Genomic DNA, 17,925 nt, shown 5'->3' with positions numbered 1-17,925 from the left:
GTGGGCAAATCTCTAAGGTGACCGCGTGCCTGGCGGAATGAAGCCACGACACGGATGAAAAAACCCAACGGTGATTCATTGTTTCCGAGGAGCTGGCTTTGTTTCGAAACGCCATGAGCAGGAGCGGTGTACGTAGAGGACGGGGTGCCATCGGCGTCGCCCTGAGCGCGCTCATGCTGGCCACCTTGGGCGCCTGTGGCGCACTCGGCGGCGAGGACACGTCCAAGGCGTCGGGTGGCGAAGGCGGCCTTGAGAAGCCGAAGATCAAGGTGGCCCTGCTGCCCGTCGTCGACCTCGCGCCGCTGCGGCTGGCGCAGGAGGGCGGCTACTTCAAGGCCGAAGGTCTCGAGGTCGAAGCGGTCGACGCGCCCAGCGGCCAGCAGGCGATGACCAAGATGATCGGTGGCGAGGTCGACATCGCCTTCTCCACCTACATGCCGTTCTTCGTGGCGAAGAGCAAGGGCGCGGCCGACATCCGCCTCGTCGCCGACGCGGTTTCGGCCAGCCCCAAGAGCAACGCGGTCGTCACCGTGCCGACCTCGTCGGTCAAGACGATCAACGACCTCGCGGGCAAGAAGATCGCGATCACCGACAAGAACACCGCCTCCCACCTGCTCACCGTCTCGGTGATGAAGGACCACGGCGTCGACACCAGCAAGGTCCAGTGGGTGCCGATGGCGCTGCCGAACATCGCCGCGGCGCTCTCGTCGGGCCAGGTCGACGCGGGCTACCTGCCCGAGCCGTTCCTGACCCAGGCCTCGAAGGTCGTCGGCGCGACCCCGGTCGTCGACATCTCGACCGGCGCCACCCAGGACTTCCCCCTGGCGGGCTTCGGCGCGCTCGGGTCCTTCGTGGACAAGAACCCCAAGACGCTGGCCGCGTTCCAGCGCGCACTGGGCAAGGCCGTGCGCGACTCGGCCGACCGCTCCAAGATCGAACCCCTCATCGTCAAGTACGCCAAGGTCGACGCTGAAACCGCTTCACTGCTCACGCTGCCGACGTTCGGGTCCACTCTGGACGCCCGTCGCCTGCAGCGGGTACCGGATCTGCTGCTGCAGACCGGAGTGATCGGGGCCAAGCTCGACGCCGCTCCGATGCTCGCCCCTCAAGCTGGATAAAGGTAAAGGTGCCACGACTTCTCCGTGCCCTTGCCGGTCTGGCCGGTTTCTTCCTCGTCTGGGAAGTGATCGTCCAGGCCGGCCTGGTCCGTAAAGAGTTCCTCCCCCCGCCGTCCGTCGTCCTCGTGACGATCGTCGAACAGTTCGGCGAGACCCAGTTCGTCCGGGACCTGATCGCCACGTTCCTCGCGTGGGCGATCGCCCTGCTGATCGCGGTCGCCATCGCGGTGCCCGCCGGCCTGCTGCTCGGCAGCATCCCCGGCCTGCGCACGGCGACCGCGGTGGTCATCGAGTTCCTGCGGCCGATCCCCGCGGTCGCGCTGATCCCGCTGGTGCTCCTGCTGATCGGCGGCGGGCCCGAGGCGAAGATCACGCTGGCCGTGTACGCGTCGTTGTGGCCCATCATGTTCAACACGATCTACGCGCTCGGCGAGATCGACCCCGTGCTGCTGGAGACCGCGAAGGCCTGCGGTACGAGCAAGTTCCGGACGCTGACGTCGGTGGCGCTGCCGCATACCGCGCCGTTCGTGTTCACCGGGGTGCGGCTGTCCGCCAACATCGCGCTGATCGCGGTGGTCAGTACCGAGTTCCTCGCCGGGGCCAAACTCGGCATCGGCAACTTCATCATGCAGGCCAGCACCGGCTCCACCAGGTTCGACCTCGTGCTCGCCGGCACCGTGGTGGTCGGCGCGCTCGGCTTCCTCATCAACGGCGGGCTCGAGATGATCGGCAGGCGGGCGTTCCGCTGGAGCACGGTCGACCGGGAGGCGGTCTCGTGACGACCCTCACGCTGACCAGCCGCGTCGGCAGGCGAGTGGGCCGGGGTATCGGCATCCTCGTCCGCAACTGGCTGCTCTTCTTCGCCCTGATCGGGATCTGGGAGCTCGCGACCCGGCTCGCGGAAAGCCCGTTCTTCCCGCCGCCGAGCGAGATCCTGAGCGCTTCGGTGAAACTGTGGTTCACCGGCCCGGCCTCGCAGCTGTTCCTGACCGACACGGTGTTCGACAACGTGCTCCCCAGCCTCGGCCGGACACTCGGCGGGTGGCTGCTGGCCGGCGCGTTCGGTGTCGCACTGGGTGTCCTTTTGGGACGGTCCAAGACGGGGATGGACTACGTCGGCCCGCTTTTCGCGTTCTTCCGTTCGGTCCCGCCGCCCGCGCTGATCCCCGTGTTCATCGTCCTTTTCGGACTCGGACCCGGGATGCAGACCGGGTCGATCATCTTCGGCGCGATCTGGCCGGTGCTGCTCAACACCGTGGACGGCGTCCGGTCGGTGGACCAGGTGAAGATCGACACCGCGAAGTCGTTCCGGACCCCGCGGTCGTACTGGGTGCGCTCGATCGTGCTCCCCGCCGCCGGGCCGAAGATCTTCGCCGGCCTGCGGCTGAGCCTGTCCATCTCCCTGCTGCTGATGGTGATCTCGGAACTGGTCGGTTCCTACAACGGCATCGGCCGGTCCCTGATGGACGCCCAGCAGGCGTTCGACTTCCCGCTCATGTGGTCGTGGCTGGTCCTGCTCGGACTGCTCGGCTTCGGGTTCAACGCGGCCTTCCTCGCGGTGGAGCAGAGAGTGCTTCGCTGGCAGCCCACCCGCAACGGCCGTATCTAGCTCGGCTGGACAGCGGAGCAGAGGGATGCAGAGCAAATCAGGTTCGAAGCCGCCCCGGCCGCAGGCCCCGCTATCGCGGTGGCGGGGCGCCGGACCGCGCAACTCGACAAGCGTCACGAACGAGCGCCCTGCCGACGTCGATTGCGGTCGCGGCTTCGCCTCAAGGACACGAAGGGTCAGCAAGATGTCAACCATGCTCGAAGTCTCCGGGCTGAACCACCGGTACGGCGCGGGAGAAAAGGCGCACGTCGCGGTCAACGACCTGTCGTTCACCGTCGAAGCGGGACAGCTCGCGAGCATCGTCGGCCCGTCGGGCTGCGGCAAGTCCACGCTCCTGCGCTGCATCGCCGGGCTGATCAAGCCGACGTCCGGCCGCGTCAGCCTGCACGGCGACGACGTCTCCGGCGTGCCGGAGGACCTGGCAGTCGTGTTCCAGGACTACAGCCGCTCGCTGTTCCCGTGGCTCTCGGTCGCGAAGAACGTCGAGTTCCCCTTGCGGTGGCGCAACTTGAGCCGCTCCGAACGCCGGACGCGGGCACAGGAGGCGCTGGAGTCGGTCGGCCTGTCCGGGGTCGGTTCGAAGTTCCCGTGGCAGCTCTCGGGCGGTATGCAGCAGCGTGTGTCGATCGCGCGGGCGCTGGCCAGCCGTCCCGCCCTGCTGCTGATGGACGAGCCGTTCGCGTCGGTCGACGCGCAGACGCGGTTCGAACTCGAAGACCTGACGCGGCGCGTGCAGCGCGAGAACGGGAGCACGGTCCTCGTCGTCACGCACGACATCGACGAGAGCGTCTACCTGTCGGACCGCGTGCTGGTGCTGTCGAAGTCGCCCGCGAAGATCGTCGCGGACCTGCCGGTCGGGCTGCCCGCGGAGCGGGACCAGATCACCACGCGCGAATCGGCCGAGTTCGTGACGCTGCGCGGAGAGGTCGCGCGGCTGCTGCACGGTGGCGCCCCGGAAGCGGCCGCCGCCGCTTCGGACGCGGCCGAGTACGAGCTGGCGCAGCAGGAAGCGGCTGCCGACGCCGCCGAGGCCGAGGCCGAGGCGCGCGCGAAGAGCTGAAGCCTTCTTGATCGTCCATAAGGGACTCTTCCAGGGCGACAGCGCCTGGTTTGGGCGATTTGCACGGCCTGCCCGGCGGGTCGTGAGTGGCAATGAGGGTTAGAACGACCCTTACCACTCACGACCCGATCGAAAACCGTACACACGGGCATTAAATGGACCCGGTTACGTCCTTTTTGGACACTTGGGCCGCGATCGGCCAAGACGACGAGTCCGGACCGGGCTGCGAAGGCCGCCACTCCTGCGGCTGCCATGTCGCGAAAGCCACTTTCGGGACGTCAGATGTCCTGAAAGTGGCTTTCGCGACACCCTCAGTACAGCGTGCGCGGGTTCGCGTCGATGCGGACGTGCACCAGATGCGGCCGCTCGTCCGGCAGCGCCGCTTCCAGCGTCGGCTTGAGGTCTTCGGCCTTCTCGACGACCGACGTCCGCAGCCCCAGGCTCTTCGCCAGCGCGGGGAAATCGATGCCACCGAGGTCGACGCCCGGCACCTTCTCGCCGCCCGCGGCCTCGCCGAGGATGCGCACGGCGGCGTACTGCGAGTTGTCGAAGATCACGAACGTCACCGGCAGATTGTGCTGCGCCGCCGTCCACAGTGCCTGGACGCAGTACATGCTCGACCCGTCGCCGAGGATCGCCACGACCTTGCGGTCCGGGCGGGCCAGCGCGGCGCCGACGGCGGCCGGGAGACCGTAGCCGAGGGTGCCGCTGGCGACGGTGAGGAAACCGGTGTCGGTGGACTTGATCGGCAGGTGGTCGTGCAATTCGTTGCGGTGGCTCGGCGTCTCCTCGACGACGATCGCGTCGTCCGGCAGGACTTCCGAGATCACCGAGTAGGCGAAGCCGGGCGTGATCGGCGTGACCGCGGCGGGCTTTTCCAGCCGGGTGCGGGGTTTCGGCGCTTCCCGCGGCGCGGCGCGGTCCAGCAGCGCGCGGATGGTGAGCTTCGGCGTCGCGCGGATGCCGGTGCCTTCCGCGGCCCTGGCGAGGATCTGCTCGTCGTCGCTGACCAGGAACAGCGGCGGCAGCGCGGTTTCCGACTCGCCGCGGTACACGTGGTAGGTGAACGCCGGGGCGCCGATGACGACCACGAGGTCGTGGTCCGCCAGCGCGCTCGCGAGCGCTTTCCGTTCCGGCTGAAGGAATCCGAAGAACTGCGGGTGGTCCTCGGGGAAGGAGCAGCGCGCCCCCATCGGCGGCGCCCAGACCCCGGCGCCGACCTTCTCGGCCAGCTCGACGACGTCCGGCACGGCGCCTTCACCGTCGATACCGGGGCCGACCACGATCGCCGGGCACTCGGCGGCGTCCAAGGCCGTCACCAGTTCGTCCAAAGCGGACGGATCGGGCGCGAAACCGCGGATCTGCGGCCGGGACACGATCGGCTTCGTGGTCTCGACGTCCCAGTCGTCCACCGGCACCGAAACGAACACCGGACCCATGGGCGCCTGCGTCGCGATGTGATACGCCCGCGCCAGCGCCGCCGGGACGTCCTCGGCCCTGGCGGGCTCGCAGCTCCACTTCACGTACGGCTTGGGGAAGTTCGCCGCCTCGACGGCGCCGAGGAAGGGGTCGTCCGGCAGGAGCGACCTGGTCTGCTGGCCGGCGAGGATGATCAGCGGGGCGTTGTTGCGGTAGGCGGTGAAGATATGCCCGAGCGCGTGCCCGACCCCGCCCGCGGAGTGCAGGTTCACCAGCGCCGCCCGCCTGCTCGCGCGGGCGTACCCGTCGGCCATCGCGACGACGGACGCCTCGTGGAGCGCGAGCACGTAGGTGAAGTCGTCGGGCCACTCCGTGAGGAAGGCGATCTCGGTCGTCCCGGGATTGCCGAAAACGGTGGTCAGGCCCAGATCGCGCAGCAGTTCCCTGGTCGCGTCACGTACGGTGCGGGTAGCCATGGCCACACGCTATCTGGTCGGCACCCGATAGTTGAAGATGCAACCTCGTATCACCGTATGTGGTCTGGACCTGACCCCCTGCGTACGTCCGGCAACCCCCGCATTTCGTCCTCTGAATGCGGTAGTCGCACGCGCAAGGAATCCGGTGCGTACGGCCTGCTCCTTGATGCGATGCGGTGCAGCAAGCCAGCCGGCGCAATGTCCGTGAAGGCCTCCTTACCTACCTTGAGGGTAAGGAAGGAGGCCTTCACGGCATGCGGAAGCGGTGTGGCACGGGCGGAGCCGCGCCCCTGGGAGCCCCCCGCATTTCGTCCTCTGAATGCGGTAGTCGCACGCGCAAGGAACGCCCGGCCTACTCCTTGACCAGCGCGGCCCATTCGCGCACGGCGGCGACGTCCACATCGGACTCCCAGCCACCCGGCCGCACCGCGCTGCCGACGTGGAAAGCGCCGACGCCGCCCGCCCGCAGCAGGTGCACCTGCTGCGCCCGCAGGCCACCGCCGACGAGCAGTCGCGGCCCGTCCTCCCGCCGGGCGAGCCGCTGCAGGACCGAAAGCCCGTGCGCCACACCGTGCGGATGCCCGGCCGCGAGCACCGTGTCGCAGCCGAGCGCGGTCAGCCGGTCGTAGGCGCGCAACGGGTCCCGCGCGCGGTCGATGGCGCGGTGGAAGGTCCACGGCAGCCCGTCGAGCTCCTTGACCAGCGTCTCGCAGGCCTCGACGTCGATTTCGCTTTCCAGGTCCAGGAAACCGAAGACGAACTCCCGCGCGCCCGCGTCGATCAGGCGCCCGGCGTCCGCGCGAAGCCCGTCGAGGTCACCGGCGGCGAAGGATATGTTGTCGCGCAGCATGACCCGCACCGGGAGATCGGTGGCGGCGAGTACGTCGCGCAGCGTCTCGACCGACGGGGTGAGTCCGTCGCTGGCCATGTCGCTGACCAGTTCGAGGCGATCGGCCCCGCCCTCCTGTGCGCGCTCCGCGTCCACCGCGGTCAGCGCGATCACTTCCAGCAGGCCGGTTTTCGGGCTCATGGACCATCCAATTCGCTCATACCGAGGGGTTGTCGTCACCCCTGGCGTGGCGACCGCGCCGGAAACCGCCTTGCAGGCTGGTCATCCGTTCGCGGACCGCTTCGGGGGAAAGTGAGAGTATCGGCCTCTCCCCCCGCGGTTTCTCCGGCCTGTCGTCCTGCGTCCGAGCCTCGGGGACGACGGCGGGCAGCACCGGCCAGGTCTCCTCGGCCCCGTCCTCCTGCTCCAGTTCGGCGGGCGTCGGCCAAGCGGGCTCGGGCTCGGGCTCCGGCGCCTTTCCCTTGGGCTCCAGCGGCTTCAACGTCGGCTCGGTCGGCTCGTCCGGATCTTGCGCGGGCTCCTCGGGCACGGCGTTCTTCACCGGTTCGAAGGACGGCAGCGAGGGCGGGCCGGGTTCGGCGGGCGAAGGCCCTTCGCGCGGGCCTCCGTGGTCGAACCACTGCGAAAGCACGCTCTGGTACTTGGGCATCCGCTCGGTCGGCGAGTCCAGTTCGAGATGGTTGACGGCGTCGTCGTCCGAAGACGGCCACTCCGGCGGGGTCTCGCGCTCGACGACCGGCGCACGCCGCAGCGGCCCGGGATCCAGCACGGGCGCGAACCGCGATTCGTCCGCGCTCTCCTGGGGTTCCGGCAGCGGCGGCACTTCCAGCGGCGGTTCGGGTTCCGGCTCCGGCACGACGACGGTGACGGGCGGGGGCTCCGGCAGCGGCGCGGGGCGGGGAGCTTCGACGATGAGTTCGGCGGGTACGACGACCACCGCGGTGATGCCGCCGCCGTCGGCGGACCGCAGGCGGACGTCGATGTGGTGCCGGACGGCCAGCGTCGCGACCACGAACAGGCCCATCCGCCGGGAGACCTCAACGTCGACCTCCGGCGGGTTCGCCAGCCGCGTGTTGGTCCGGTCGATCTCCGCCTGCGGCATGCCCGCGCCGTGGTCGGTGATCTCGATCTGCCATTCGCCGCGGTCGGTCTCGTGCCCCTCGACCTGCACCATCGTGCTCTGGTCGGAATAGCGGGTCGCGTTCTCCAGCAGCTCGGACACCACGTGCACGAGGTCGTTGACGGCCTCGCCGCGCACCGCGATCCGCGGCGCCGCACCGAGTTCGATCCGCTGGTAGTGCTCGACCTCCGACAGCGCGGCGCCGATGATCTCGTCGGCGACCACGGCGCCGCCGTCTTCACGGACGACGTCGGTTCCGGAGAGCACCAGCAGGTTCTCGCTGTTGCGGCGCATCCGGGTGGCGAGGTGATCGAGTTCGAAGAGGCCGGCGAGGGTGTCGGGATCCTGTTCGTCGGCCTCCATACGGTCCAAAACGGACAGTTGCCGCTCGACGAGATCCTGGCTCCGCTGCGACAGGTTCACGAACATCGCGTTGATGTTCTCCCGCAGCATGGCCTGTTCGCCCGCGAGCCGGACGGCCTCGCCGTGCACCGCGTCGAACGCGCGCGCCACCTGGCCGAGTTCCTCGCGGCTGAACACCGGGACCGGCGCGACGGCCAGCCGACGCCGCAGGTTCTCCGGCTGCGGTTCGGGATCGCTCAGCAGGCCTTCGACGGCCGCCGGGAGCTGGTGCTCGGCGACCTGGAGCGCGCTGCGGCGCAGGATCCGCAACGGCCGCAGCAGTGAACGCGCGATGATCACCGAGAGCACGCCGGCGACGATGAGCACGGCGAGCACGATGCCGCCGTCCCAGATCGCGGACGTCCTCGCGCGCGCCGCGAGGGCGTCGGTGCGTTCCTGGAGCTGGACGAGCAGCGCCTGCTGCACCTGATGGGCCAGATTGACCGTGTACGTGGCCGAGGTGTCCCACTGGTTCGGGTCCAGCCCGCCGAGCCCCTGATCGTTCTCGGCGCGGATGAGCGCCGATTCCACCATGTCGTTGCCGATGTCGACGATCAGGCCGATGACCGTGTCGTCGTACATGCGCTGCTGTTCGGGCGTCGCGAAGGTGCGGTAGTCGCTGCGGGCGGCGGCGAGTTCGGCCTCCGCACCGAGCAGCGCGCGGGTCCGGTCCCGGTTGAGGCCGCCCTGCGCGAGCGCGGCCGCCATGATCGCGCGTTTGACCGACATCTGATCCTTGACCCGCGCGAGCGCGTTGCCCGCGAGCCGGAGCTTGCCCAGATCCGGGTCGGAGACGTCGGCGGCGGTGGCGTCGCTGATGTCGAGCAGGCCGGAGATGAGCTCGCTGTAGGACCGCAGCACCGCGTCGGCGGGAAAAGCCGAGTGTTCCGCGGAAAAGCGGAGCCCGGTCAGCACGCGCAGGCGATCGCTGGTCTGCTGCAGGCTCGTCGCGGCCTTGTCGCCGAGCCTGCTCTTGCTCTCGCCGAGCGTGCGGTCGAACGTGCCGATGGCTTCGTCGGCCCGGTTGCGCTGTTCGGTCAATTCGGAAAGATCGCCCTTGCGATCGCCCGCGACGAACCGGACGGTGAGGTCGCGTTCGCGCTGAAGCTGATGCACCGCTTCGGCGACGGTGCTGTCGACCCGGCCGCGGGTGGCGAATTCGGCCAGCTGCCGCGCGTCCCGCAGATCGGAGTTGACCCGGAGCCCGACGAGCGCGACCACCGCGAGCGCGGGAATCAGGAGTACCACGAAGAGTTTGGTACGCAGGTGCCAGTTCCGCAGCCGCCAGCGGCCGCCGACACGGGGATGCCGTTCCGCCGCGTCGCCCCCACGGGGACGCTTGTCGCGACGGGCCACCTGGTTTCCTTTTCCCACCACGGGACCCTTTCCCATGGCTGACATCGGGGACGAGAGCCCGAACCTACTGTAGAGTAACAAGGTTCGAGAACGATCGAAAGCCGCGCCATCCGGCGTCTCCCGCAGGCGATCGTATGGGGCACGGACCATACGATCCAGAAGGAGGAGCACATTCTCTCGGTAGGTGAGCGGTGACGAAGATGCGTGTCTTGGCGATTCCGCTGGTAGCGGCTCTGCTGGCGACCGCCGGTTGCGGAGTGTTTTCCGGTGGTGACGCAAGCACCGACGCGCCACTCGAACGGACGGAACTGCGGATCGGCGTCGGAAGCCCCATCGACACGGCGCCCTTGCGGGTCGCCGTCGCCGCCGGGAAGTTCACCGCGGCCGGCCTTTCCGTGACCCTCGTCGAGGTTCCCGGCGACCAGGCGATCGGCAAACTCTCCGCCGGCGAGGTCGACCTCGCGTTCGCCAGCGACGTGTCGATCTTCCGCGCCGCCGCGGCGGGGACGGCGTTGCAGTTGCAGGGCGAGGCCTACACCGCCGGCCGCAACACCATGGCGCTCGTCACACTCCCCGGCTCCGACTACACCGAACCGACGCTCAAGAAGTCACCGAAGATCGCGGTGAACATGCTCGACGACGTCGGCGTGCTGGCGGCCAGGTCGGTGCTGGGGACCGCGGGCGTCGACGTGAACCGGATCCAGTTCAAGCAGAACCCGTTCGACCGGATGCCGCAGGCGTTGCAGGCGGGCGAGGTCGACGCCGCGTGGATGGTCGAGCCGTACATCACCAGGGCCGAGAAGGAGCTCGGGGCGAGCATCCTCGCCGACGGCGCCCGCGGCGCGACCCTGGACTTCCCGATGTCGTCCTACGTTTCGATGGGAGCTTTCGCCCAGGCCAACGCCCGCACGCTCGCGGTGTTCCGGAAAGTGCTCAGCGAGGCGCAGGTGCGCGCGGCCGACCCCGCCGTCGTCCGCGACGCGCTGCCGTCGTTCTCCGACATCGACCGGACGACGGCTTCGCTGATCTCGCTCGGGACGTACCCGGTCTCCCTCAACGGCATCCGGCTGCAGCGCGTCGCCGATCTGATGCACAACTCGGGCAGTCTCGGCGCCCGGCTCGACGTGCAGTCGATGGTGGCGCGCCCCTAGATGTTCTCCCCGGTCGGCCTGAGGCACACGGTGCGCTCGGGCGGCCCGGTGTAGTGCAGGGCGGTGTCCTCCGACGAACAGGCGGTCTCCGACGATCCCCGCGTGACGACCGCCCGGGCCTCCGCGCTGATGTCGGTGCAGCGGACCTTCGCGATCCGCGTCTCGTGCACGACGTCGCGCAGGCAATCCCCGGTCTCGACGTTCAGCGCGAGACAGAGCGTCTTCTTGGCCGTGCGGCTGGACGAAGACCCGTAGAGCTCGAACTGGATGTAGTCCGCGTCGCGGCAGTCGGACGAACCCGTCCTCACCTCGTCGACGCGGAAGGTCGCGCGGTTCGAACTGCAATTGGCCGTCGTGTAGCTCTGGTTGCCGCCCGCCTCGTCGGTCAGGTACAGGCACTTGCCCGCCTCCACCGTGGCGAAACTGCTCGACCGCGAGATCCCCCAGGCGGCCAGGCTCCCCAGGCCCAGCGCGAGGACCACACCCAGCACGATCGAGACCCTGGCCAGCACGCTCAGGGGCGCCGGTCTGGGGAACGGCGTCGGCGGTGCCGCCTCCGGCATCGAGGGCAGGGGCGCGGGCGCGTTGAACGGGTCGTACTCGGGCGTCCCGCCGGTCGGTGTAGTCGTCAAGGTCCCCTCCAGTCACCTTGCGTACATCCTTCCACCAGCGGTGCCGCGACGGGAGCCGGTGTGGCCGGAACGTATAAAGGAGGATGTGACCGATGGCCCGCTGATCGTCCAATCCGACAAGACCGTGCTCCTCGAGGTCGACAACAGCCAGGCCGACGACGCGCGGATCGCCATCGCGCCGTTCGCCGAACTGGAACGCGCGCCCGAGCACGTCCACACCTACCGGATCACGCCGCTCGCGTTGTGGAACGCCCGCGCGGCGGGTCACGACGCCGAACAGGTCGTCGACGCGCTGACCACGTACTCGCGGTTCCCCGTGCCGCAGCCGCTGCTCATCGACATCGTGGACACGATGGGCCGCTTCGGGCGGCTGCAGATCGCCAACCACCCGGCGCACGGCCTGGTCATGTCGACCATCGACCGCGCGGTGCTGGAGGAGATCCTCCGGCACAAGAAGATCAGCCCGATGCTGGGCGCGCGTATCGACGAGGACACCGTCGTCGTCCACCCGTCCGAACGCGGACGGCTCAAGCAGGCGCTGCTGAAGGTCGGCTGGCCCGCGGAAGACCTCGCCGGTTACGTCGACGGCGAAGCGCATCCGATCGACCTGGCCGAGGACGACTGGGAGCTGCGCGACTACCAGCGCAAGGCCGCCGAGGCGTTCTGGGCGGGTGGATCCGGCGTCGTCGTGCTGCCGTGCGGCGCGGGCAAGACCCTGGTCGGCGCCGCGGCCATGGCGCACGCGAGGGCGACCACGCTGATCCTGGTGACGAACACCGTCGCCGGACGGCAGTGGAAGCGGGAGCTGGTCGCGCGGACCTCGCTCACCGAGGAGGAGATCGGCGAATACTCCGGGGAGAAGAAGGAGATCCGGCCCGTCACCATCGCGACGTATCAGGTCGTCACGCGCAAGACCAAGGGCGAGTACAAGCATCTGGACCTGTTCGATTCGCGGGACTGGGGCCTGGTGGTCTACGACGAGGTCCACCTGCTGCCCGCGCCCGTCTTCCGGATGACCGCGGACCTGCAGTCGCGGCGACGGCTCGGGCTCACCGCGACCCTCGTGCGCGAGGACGGGCGCGAAGGCGACGTGTTCTCCCTGATCGGCCCGAAGCGCTACGACGTCCCGTGGCGCGACATCGAGGCGCAGGGCTGGATCGCGCCGGCCGAGTGCACCGAGGTCCGCGTGACGCTGACGGACGCCGAGCGGCTCGCGTACGCGACGGCCGAGGCCGAGGAGCGGTACAAGCTGGCGGCGACCGCGGACACCAAGACCAAGGTGATCAAATCGCTGGTCGACCGGCATCCCGGCGAGCCGACGCTGGTCATCGGGGCCTACCTCGACCAGCTGGAAATGATCGGCGACGAACTCGACGCGCCGGTGATCCAGGGCGCGACGCGGAACAAGGAACGCGAGGAACTGTTCGACGCGTTCCGACGCGGCGAGATCAGGACACTGGTCGTTTCGAAGGTCGCGAACTTCTCGATCGACCTGCCGGAGGCGTCGGTCGCGATCCAGATCTCCGGGACGTTCGGCTCGCGGCAGGAGGAGGCGCAGCGGCTCGGACGGCTGCTGCGGCCCAAGGGCGACGGACGGCAGGCGCATTTCTACTCGGTCGTCTCGCGGGACACCGTCGACACGGAGTACGCGGCGCACCGGCAGCGGTTCCTGGCGGAACAGGGGTACGCGTACCGGATCGTGGACGCGGACGACCTGCTGCGCCCGATGTAGGGCTTCGCTTCGGCTCGCGGTGGTCGTGCTGTCCTGAAGGCCTCCCTTGAGACGTTCATCGTCCCGAAGTAGGCCTTCACGGCATCCGGCCACCCGCCGGCCTGCGGCAAGAGAGCAAGGGACCTTTGCTACCACTTGCGGCTCCGTCCCAGCAGTAAGTCCGTGAAGGCCTCCTTCCCTACCCTGAAAGTAGTGAAGGAGGCCTTCACGGCATTCCGGGCTGCCCGAGCACAACAAGTCCATTGTGGACACCCGTGGTGCACGTGTGACTCCAGCGACGCCTGAGGCGACCACCCCGAGATCCCGCAAACGGGGTATCGAAAACTGTCGGTGCTTCGAACTAGTGTTCGGTAGAGTTGACCGAACACCAGTTCGAGGGGAAGCCGATGACCATCGCACCGTTCCGACCGGGTACACCACCAGTCCAGACCCTGCCGCCCGGCCGGTGGCACGGCCGGATCTGGGTTTCCGACCTGCCGCTGGCCAGGCCGGAGCGCTACACCGGCTGCGTCGCCGAGTTCGACCGGTCCGGGCTGTGGCCGGTGCTGATCCCGCACGACCAGCGTTTCGCGGCCAACGGCGAGGACTGGATCGACGACCGCGGCAGGCTCGCCCCCGCCGACCACCGGATCGACTCGGTGGATCCGGCCGAGGTGCTGGCCCGCTGGTGGGACACGTCGTGCTGCGACGGAGCCTGCCTGCGCCCGTTCGGCGCGAAGTTCCCCGGCCTCGCCCGCCGTCCGTCGCGCCGGGCGGATCCGCTGGCCGAGGCGGGCAACACCGGGTCGATCCTGGCCGCGCGCGGGCAGCACCGGCTGGCATTGGTGCAGACCGAGCGGCCCGCCGACATCCCGGCGATCCTCGGCTGGACGGGCATGATCAAGGCGACCGACCAGGTCCACGAGCTGTCCGCCGTCCTGCGCAGCTGGGAAGACCGCTTCGGCGCGACGCTCACGGTGCTGGGCTTCGATTCGATGGAGCTGTCGGTGGCCGCGCCGCCGCGGACCCAGGGCCGCGCGCTCACGGTCGCCGCCGAGCACCGCTCGTTCTGCCTGCCGTCGTTCGCCGGTCAGCCGGGCAATCTGCGCGAGTTCGCGGCCGGCCTGGTGCAGACCCGCCGGTGGCGGTTCTCGTGGGCGTGAGTGGTCGTTTATCCCGAGGAGAGAGGGGGAATCAGGGCGACACGGGAAGGCGGTGATCGACGTCGCGGAGCTGAGGATCGGCACTTCGGGCTGGCGCTATCCACCGTGGCGCGGGGACTTCTACCCCCGCGGCCTGGTGCAGCGGCGCGAGCTGGAATACCTGTCGTCCCGGATGAACTCGGCCGAGATCAACGGCTCGTTCTACTCGCTGCAGCGTCCCGAGCGGTACCGCGCGTGGGTCGAGCAGACCCCGGACGACTTCGTCTTCGCCGTCAAAGGCGGCCGCTTCATCACGCATCTGAAGCAACTGCGCGACGTCGAGACACCGCTGGCGAACTTCTTCGCCTCCGGTGTGCTGGCGCTCGGCCGGAAATTGGGGCCGATCCTCTGGCAGCTGCCGCCGCGGCTGGCGTTCGACGCCGAGCGCGTCGAAGCGTTCTTCAAGCTGCTGCCGCGCACCAGCCATGCCGCCGCCGAGCTCGCGAAACGACATGACGACAAGCTGAAGGCCGAACCGCATACCGATCCGAGCCCTCGCCGGAAGCTCCGGCACGCCGTCGAAGTACGGCATCCGAGCTTCGCCGAGCCCGAAAGCCTGGACCTGTTCCGGAAACACGGCATCGCGCTCGTGGTCGCCGACACCGCGGGCAAATTCCCGTACATCGACGAGATGACGAGCGAAGAGTTCGCGTACGTCCGCCTGCACGGCGACGAGGAGCTGTACGTCAGCGGTTACAGCGACAAGGCCCTCGAAAAGTGGGCACGGAAGATCAAGGGCTGGGGCCGCGACACGTACGTCTACTTCGACAACGACGTCAAGGTCGAGGCGCCGAAGAACGCGATCGCCCTCGCGGAACTCCTGGCTTGACCCTCGCAAGCTGCACAGTCAGCGCGCAGTGAGCGGTGTCCTGTTCACTGGCTCGTGAGGTCACGGGCGTACTCGCGTGCTGGTTCTGGGGGTCGGCACGCCGGGCGCCCGTGCCTCACTCAGCCTTCACGGTTTCGCCCACGAGCGAGGCGAGCTTGGTGCGGACGTCCTCGGCGTCGGGATGCGCGAGTTCGGTCAGCACCCGCACCGAACGCAGCCAGCATTCACGCGCCGACGAGGGATCACCGAGCCGCAGATGGATTCCGCCGAGCTGGGCCAGCACGTCGGCCGCCTCGTAGAGCTCGCCGTGCGCGAAGAACATCTCGACGGCGCGCCGCATGCAGGCGATGCCCTCGTCGCCGCGGCCGAGCCCGACCAGCGCGGTTCCCTTGGTGTGCAGGGTGAAGCGGGCTTCGTCGGGCAGTGCGTGCGCCTCCAGCGCCAATGCCTGGTCGGCGAAGTCGAGTGCCTGCTCGAAGCGGCCGGCCTGGGCGCAGATGTCGCCGAGCGCCTGCAGCGCGCTGGCCTCCATGCCGGCGCCGACGTTGCTCTCGCGGATGAGCCGCAACGCGCGCGTGCCGTAGTCCCACCCCGTGTCGGGATCCTGGCTGGCCAGCGTGAGGTTGTAGAGGGCACGCGCCTCGCCTTGCCGGTCTCCGACCTGCCGCTGCAGTTCGACGACCTGCTCCAGGTAGGCGATGCTGTCCCCGTATTGGCGGGCGACCCCGCAGGCCACGCCGAGCCCGCTGAGGATGGCGGCCTCGCCGGACCGGTCCCCGAGATCGCGGGCGGCACGAAGCGCGACGCCGAACACCGAACGCCAGTCATCCAGTCGCGCCCGCACGATGAAGTACGACTGCAGCAGCCACGCCAGCTGCCAGCATTCCCGGTATCGCCGCTCCCGGTACGCGATGTTCACCGCGGCGATGAGGTTCCCGGCCTCCTCGTCGAACCAGTCGAGAGCCTGTTCGTAGTGCCCGAACTTCAGCCCGGCGCCGTCGAACCGCTCCGGCTGGACGAGCCGGTAATGCCGTTCCGAGCGCAGAAGCCTCGACGCGTTCAGCGCGGAGGCGAGCGACGCGTGGAGCAGTCTGTCCAGCACGGCCGTCCGCGCCTCGGACCCGTCGAGCTCCGCCGAAAGTTCGGCCGCGTACGCGCGGATCAGGTCGTGGAACTGGTACCGGCCCGGTTTGGACCGCGCGATCAGATGCGCGGAAGCGAGTTTCGCCAGATCCTCGTGTGCTTCCGCGATGTCGACGCCGGCCACCGCCGCGGCGGTGGGCACGCTGAAGTCGCCGCCGGTCGGCAGGCCGAGCAGCCGCAGCATCCGCGCGGCCCGCTGGTCGAGCGCCCGGTACGAGTACGAGAAGACGGCCCGGATGTTCGTCTCGTCGCCGTCGGCGAGGTCGAACGAACCCAGCCTGTCCTGTTCGGCTTCCAGCAGCCGGACGAACTCGCCCAGCGCGAGGTTCGGGAACTGCGCCGCCCGCACCGCGAGGATCCGGATGGCCAGCGGCAGCCCACCGCAGTACCGGATGAACCGTTCGGTGGCCTCGGGATCCTCGGCGACCCGGTCCAGCCCGATCGTCGACGCGAGGAGCGCGATCGCGTCCTCGTCCGGCAGCTCTTCCAGCGCGACGCGCCGGGCGCTGTGGGTCGCGACGAGCGCTTGGAGCTGCCATCGGCTGGTCACCAGCACCAGGCAGCCGGGGCCGGGCAGCAGCGGCCGGATCTGCTCGGTGCTCGCCGCGTTGTCGAGCAGGATCAGCATCCGGCGGCCCGCGCTGTATGTGCGCCAGGTGGCCGCGCGTCCGTCGACGTCGGCGGGGATCCGGTCGGCGGGGACGCCGACGGAGACCAGCATGGTTTCGAGCGCGGCGGCGGCTTCGACCGGCTCGCCGGGACCGTAACCGCGCAGGTTGAGGTACACCTGCCCGCCGGGGAAACGGTCTCCGACCTCATGGGCGAAGTGGACGGCGAGTGTCGTCTTGCCGATACCGCCCATTCCCTCGATCGAGGCGATGGACGTCGACCGCTCGGTGTCCAGCGCCTCCGGGACGAGCCCGTGCAACGCCTTGAGATCGCGTTGGCGGCCGGAGAACACCCGTAGATCGGCGGGGAGCTGGCGAGGGATCAGCGGCTCTGCGCCGAGCCGGTACCGCGTCAGTTCGGAGTCCAATGTGGTCTCGACGGACTCCTCGCCGGTCAGGATCGCCTGGTGCGCCCGCTGCAGCGACGCACCGGGGTCCAAGCCGAGCTCTTCGGCCAGCACCGCGCCGATCCGGCGGTAGACGTTCAGCGCCTCGGCCTGCCTGCCGGAGCGGTAGAGCGCGATCATCAGCTGTTCGTGCAGCCGTTCCCGCAGCGGGTTCTCACGGCACAGTCTGATCAGCTCGGGCACGACGACGTTGTGCTCGCCGAGCGCGATGAGCGCGTCGGCCCATTGCTCGCACACGCGTAACCGCTCTTCGCCCAGCTGGTCGGCTTCGTCGCGAAGCAGCGCTTCGGAGTGGACGTTCTGTAGCGCCGGGCCCCGCCATTCGGCCAAGGCGGAGGCGAACCGGCCCGCGGCTCCGCGCAGGTCGCCGTCCCGTGCGGCCTCCGCGCCTGCCGCGGCATGGGCACGGAAACGGGCGAGGTCGAGCAGGTTTTCGTCGAGTTCGAGCAGGTAACCGCCCCGTTCGGTGCGGATGGTGACCTCGTCGCCGAGCGCGCGGCGGACCCGCAGGACGTAGGTCTGCAGCGCCCCCTTGGACCGCCGTTGGTCGTCCGGCCACAGCCAGCGCCCCAGTTCACCGACCGGCACCACCGTGTTCGCGCGCAGCAACAGGCCCGCCAGCACGATGAGCGGTCTGCTGCCGCCCAAGGGCACCGGCAGCCCGTCCGCCGTGACCTCGGTGGGCCCCAGCACGCGAAAGTCGAGTGCCACGTCGCTCATTCTGTCCGGAACCGACGAAATCGGCACGCGATTCCCGCGGTGGCATGATCGG

General features: G+C 69.2%; 13 protein-coding genes. 8 read left to right on the top strand and 5 right to left on the bottom strand.

Translation table 11 applies throughout. From position 1 onward, the window contains the following. Positions 1–113 precede the first annotated feature (113 nt). From DMC64_RS10360 to DMC64_RS10345, 4 genes are all read left to right on the top strand, one after another. Positions 114–1,118, top strand: a complete 1,005-nt coding sequence (locus DMC64_RS10360; protein ID WP_233629613.1) for an ABC transporter substrate-binding protein — start codon at positions 114–116, stop codon at positions 1,116–1,118. Positions 1,119–1,126: 8 nt separating this feature from the next. After that, a complete protein-coding gene (locus DMC64_RS10355; protein ID WP_038507842.1) occupies positions 1,127–1,897 on the top strand; it encodes an ABC transporter permease in 771 nt (256 codons plus the stop codon). After that, a complete protein-coding gene (locus DMC64_RS10350; protein ID WP_125733324.1) occupies positions 1,894–2,727 on the top strand; it encodes an ABC transporter permease in 834 nt (277 codons plus the stop codon). Before DMC64_RS10355 ends, DMC64_RS10350 begins: the two co-directional genes overlap by 4 nt. 184 nt (positions 2,728–2,911) lie before the next feature. Continuing rightward, positions 2,912–3,787: an ABC transporter ATP-binding protein gene (locus DMC64_RS10345; protein ID WP_125733323.1), complete on the top strand. Its 876-nt coding sequence runs from the start codon at positions 2,912–2,914 to the stop codon at positions 3,785–3,787. 311 nt (positions 3,788–4,098) lie between these two features. Here the strand turns inward: DMC64_RS10345 and mdlC are convergent, their stop codons facing one another. The 3 genes from mdlC to DMC64_RS10330 form a co-directional block, all read right to left on the bottom strand. Then, positions 4,099–5,682 (bottom strand): benzoylformate decarboxylase, encoded by a 1,584-nt coding sequence (gene mdlC / locus DMC64_RS10340; RefSeq protein ID WP_125733322.1) that lies wholly within the window; start codon positions 5,680–5,682, stop codon positions 4,099–4,101. 352 nt (positions 5,683–6,034) lie between these two features. Then, complete coding sequence (locus DMC64_RS10335) at positions 6,035–6,712, bottom strand: copper homeostasis protein CutC (protein ID WP_125733321.1); 678 nt, start codon at positions 6,710–6,712, stop codon at positions 6,035–6,037. Between the two features lie 16 nt (positions 6,713–6,728). Further along, positions 6,729–9,410: a nitrate- and nitrite sensing domain-containing protein gene (locus DMC64_RS10330; RefSeq protein WP_199754948.1), complete on the bottom strand. Its 2,682-nt coding sequence runs from the start codon at positions 9,408–9,410 to the stop codon at positions 6,729–6,731. Between the two features lie 191 nt (positions 9,411–9,601). Here DMC64_RS10330 and DMC64_RS10325 point away from each other — a divergent pair, with 191 nt between their 5' ends. Then, positions 9,602–10,561, top strand: coding sequence for an ABC transporter substrate-binding protein (locus tag DMC64_RS10325; RefSeq protein ID WP_125733319.1), 960 nt, complete (start codon positions 9,602–9,604; stop codon positions 10,559–10,561). Here DMC64_RS10325 and DMC64_RS10320 read toward each other — a convergent pair. After that, positions 10,558–11,193, bottom strand: coding sequence for a hypothetical protein (locus DMC64_RS10320; protein ID WP_125733318.1), 636 nt, complete (start codon positions 11,191–11,193; stop codon positions 10,558–10,560). The genes DMC64_RS10325 and DMC64_RS10320 overlap by 4 nt on opposite strands. An 85-nt stretch (positions 11,194–11,278) precedes the next feature. Between DMC64_RS10320 and DMC64_RS10315 the strand changes: the two genes are divergently transcribed. The 3 genes from DMC64_RS10315 to DMC64_RS10305 all read left to right on the top strand — a co-directional run bounded on the left by DMC64_RS10315 (position 11,279) and on the right by DMC64_RS10305 (position 14,935). Beyond that, positions 11,279–12,925 (top strand): DNA repair helicase XPB, encoded by a 1,647-nt coding sequence (locus DMC64_RS10315; RefSeq protein ID WP_125733317.1) that lies wholly within the window; start codon positions 11,279–11,281, stop codon positions 12,923–12,925. 386 nt (positions 12,926–13,311) lie between these two features. After that, positions 13,312–14,067, top strand: a complete 756-nt coding sequence (locus tag DMC64_RS10310; protein ID WP_037336314.1) for a DUF4253 domain-containing protein — start codon at positions 13,312–13,314, stop codon at positions 14,065–14,067. 52 nt (positions 14,068–14,119) lie between these two features. Continuing rightward, positions 14,120–14,935 carry a DUF72 domain-containing protein gene (locus DMC64_RS10305; protein ID WP_125733316.1) on the top strand — a complete coding sequence of 272 codons (816 nt, stop codon included), beginning with the start codon at positions 14,120–14,122 and terminating at the stop codon, positions 14,933–14,935. A gap of 115 nt (positions 14,936–15,050) precedes the next feature. Here DMC64_RS10305 and DMC64_RS10300 read toward each other — a convergent pair whose 3' ends face one another. Continuing rightward, complete coding sequence (locus DMC64_RS10300; protein ID WP_125733315.1) at positions 15,051–17,873, bottom strand: BTAD domain-containing putative transcriptional regulator; 2,823 nt, start codon at positions 17,871–17,873, stop codon at positions 15,051–15,053. Positions 17,874–17,925 lie beyond the last annotated feature (52 nt).

Source organism: Amycolatopsis sp. WAC 04197, assembly GCF_003947475.1.
GTDB lineage: Bacteria > Actinomycetota > Actinomycetes > Mycobacteriales > Pseudonocardiaceae > Amycolatopsis > Amycolatopsis japonica.
The sequence above is the reverse complement of the archived record's forward strand: the minus strand, read 5'-3'. Positions and strand labels throughout refer to the sequence as shown.

Excerpts from the sequence above, each read along its gene's own strand:
- DMC64_RS10300 (WP_125733315.1), bottom strand. The coding sequence starts at position 17,873 with ATGAGCGACGTGGCACTCGACTTTCGCGTGCTGGGGCCCACCGAGGTC.
- DMC64_RS10360 (WP_233629613.1), top strand. The coding sequence starts at position 114 with ATGAGCAGGAGCGGTGTACGTAGAGGACGGGGTGCCATCGGCGTCGCC.
- DMC64_RS10335 (WP_125733321.1), bottom strand. The coding sequence starts at position 6,712 with ATGAGCCCGAAAACCGGCCTGCTGGAAGTGATCGCGCTGACCGCGGTG.
- DMC64_RS10345 (WP_125733323.1), top strand. The coding sequence starts at position 2,912 with ATGTCAACCATGCTCGAAGTCTCCGGGCTGAACCACCGGTACGGCGCG.
- DMC64_RS10310 (WP_037336314.1), top strand. The coding sequence starts at position 13,312 with ATGACCATCGCACCGTTCCGACCGGGTACACCACCAGTCCAGACCCTG.
- mdlC (WP_125733322.1), bottom strand. The coding sequence starts at position 5,682 with ATGGCTACCCGCACCGTACGTGACGCGACCAGGGAACTGCTGCGCGAT.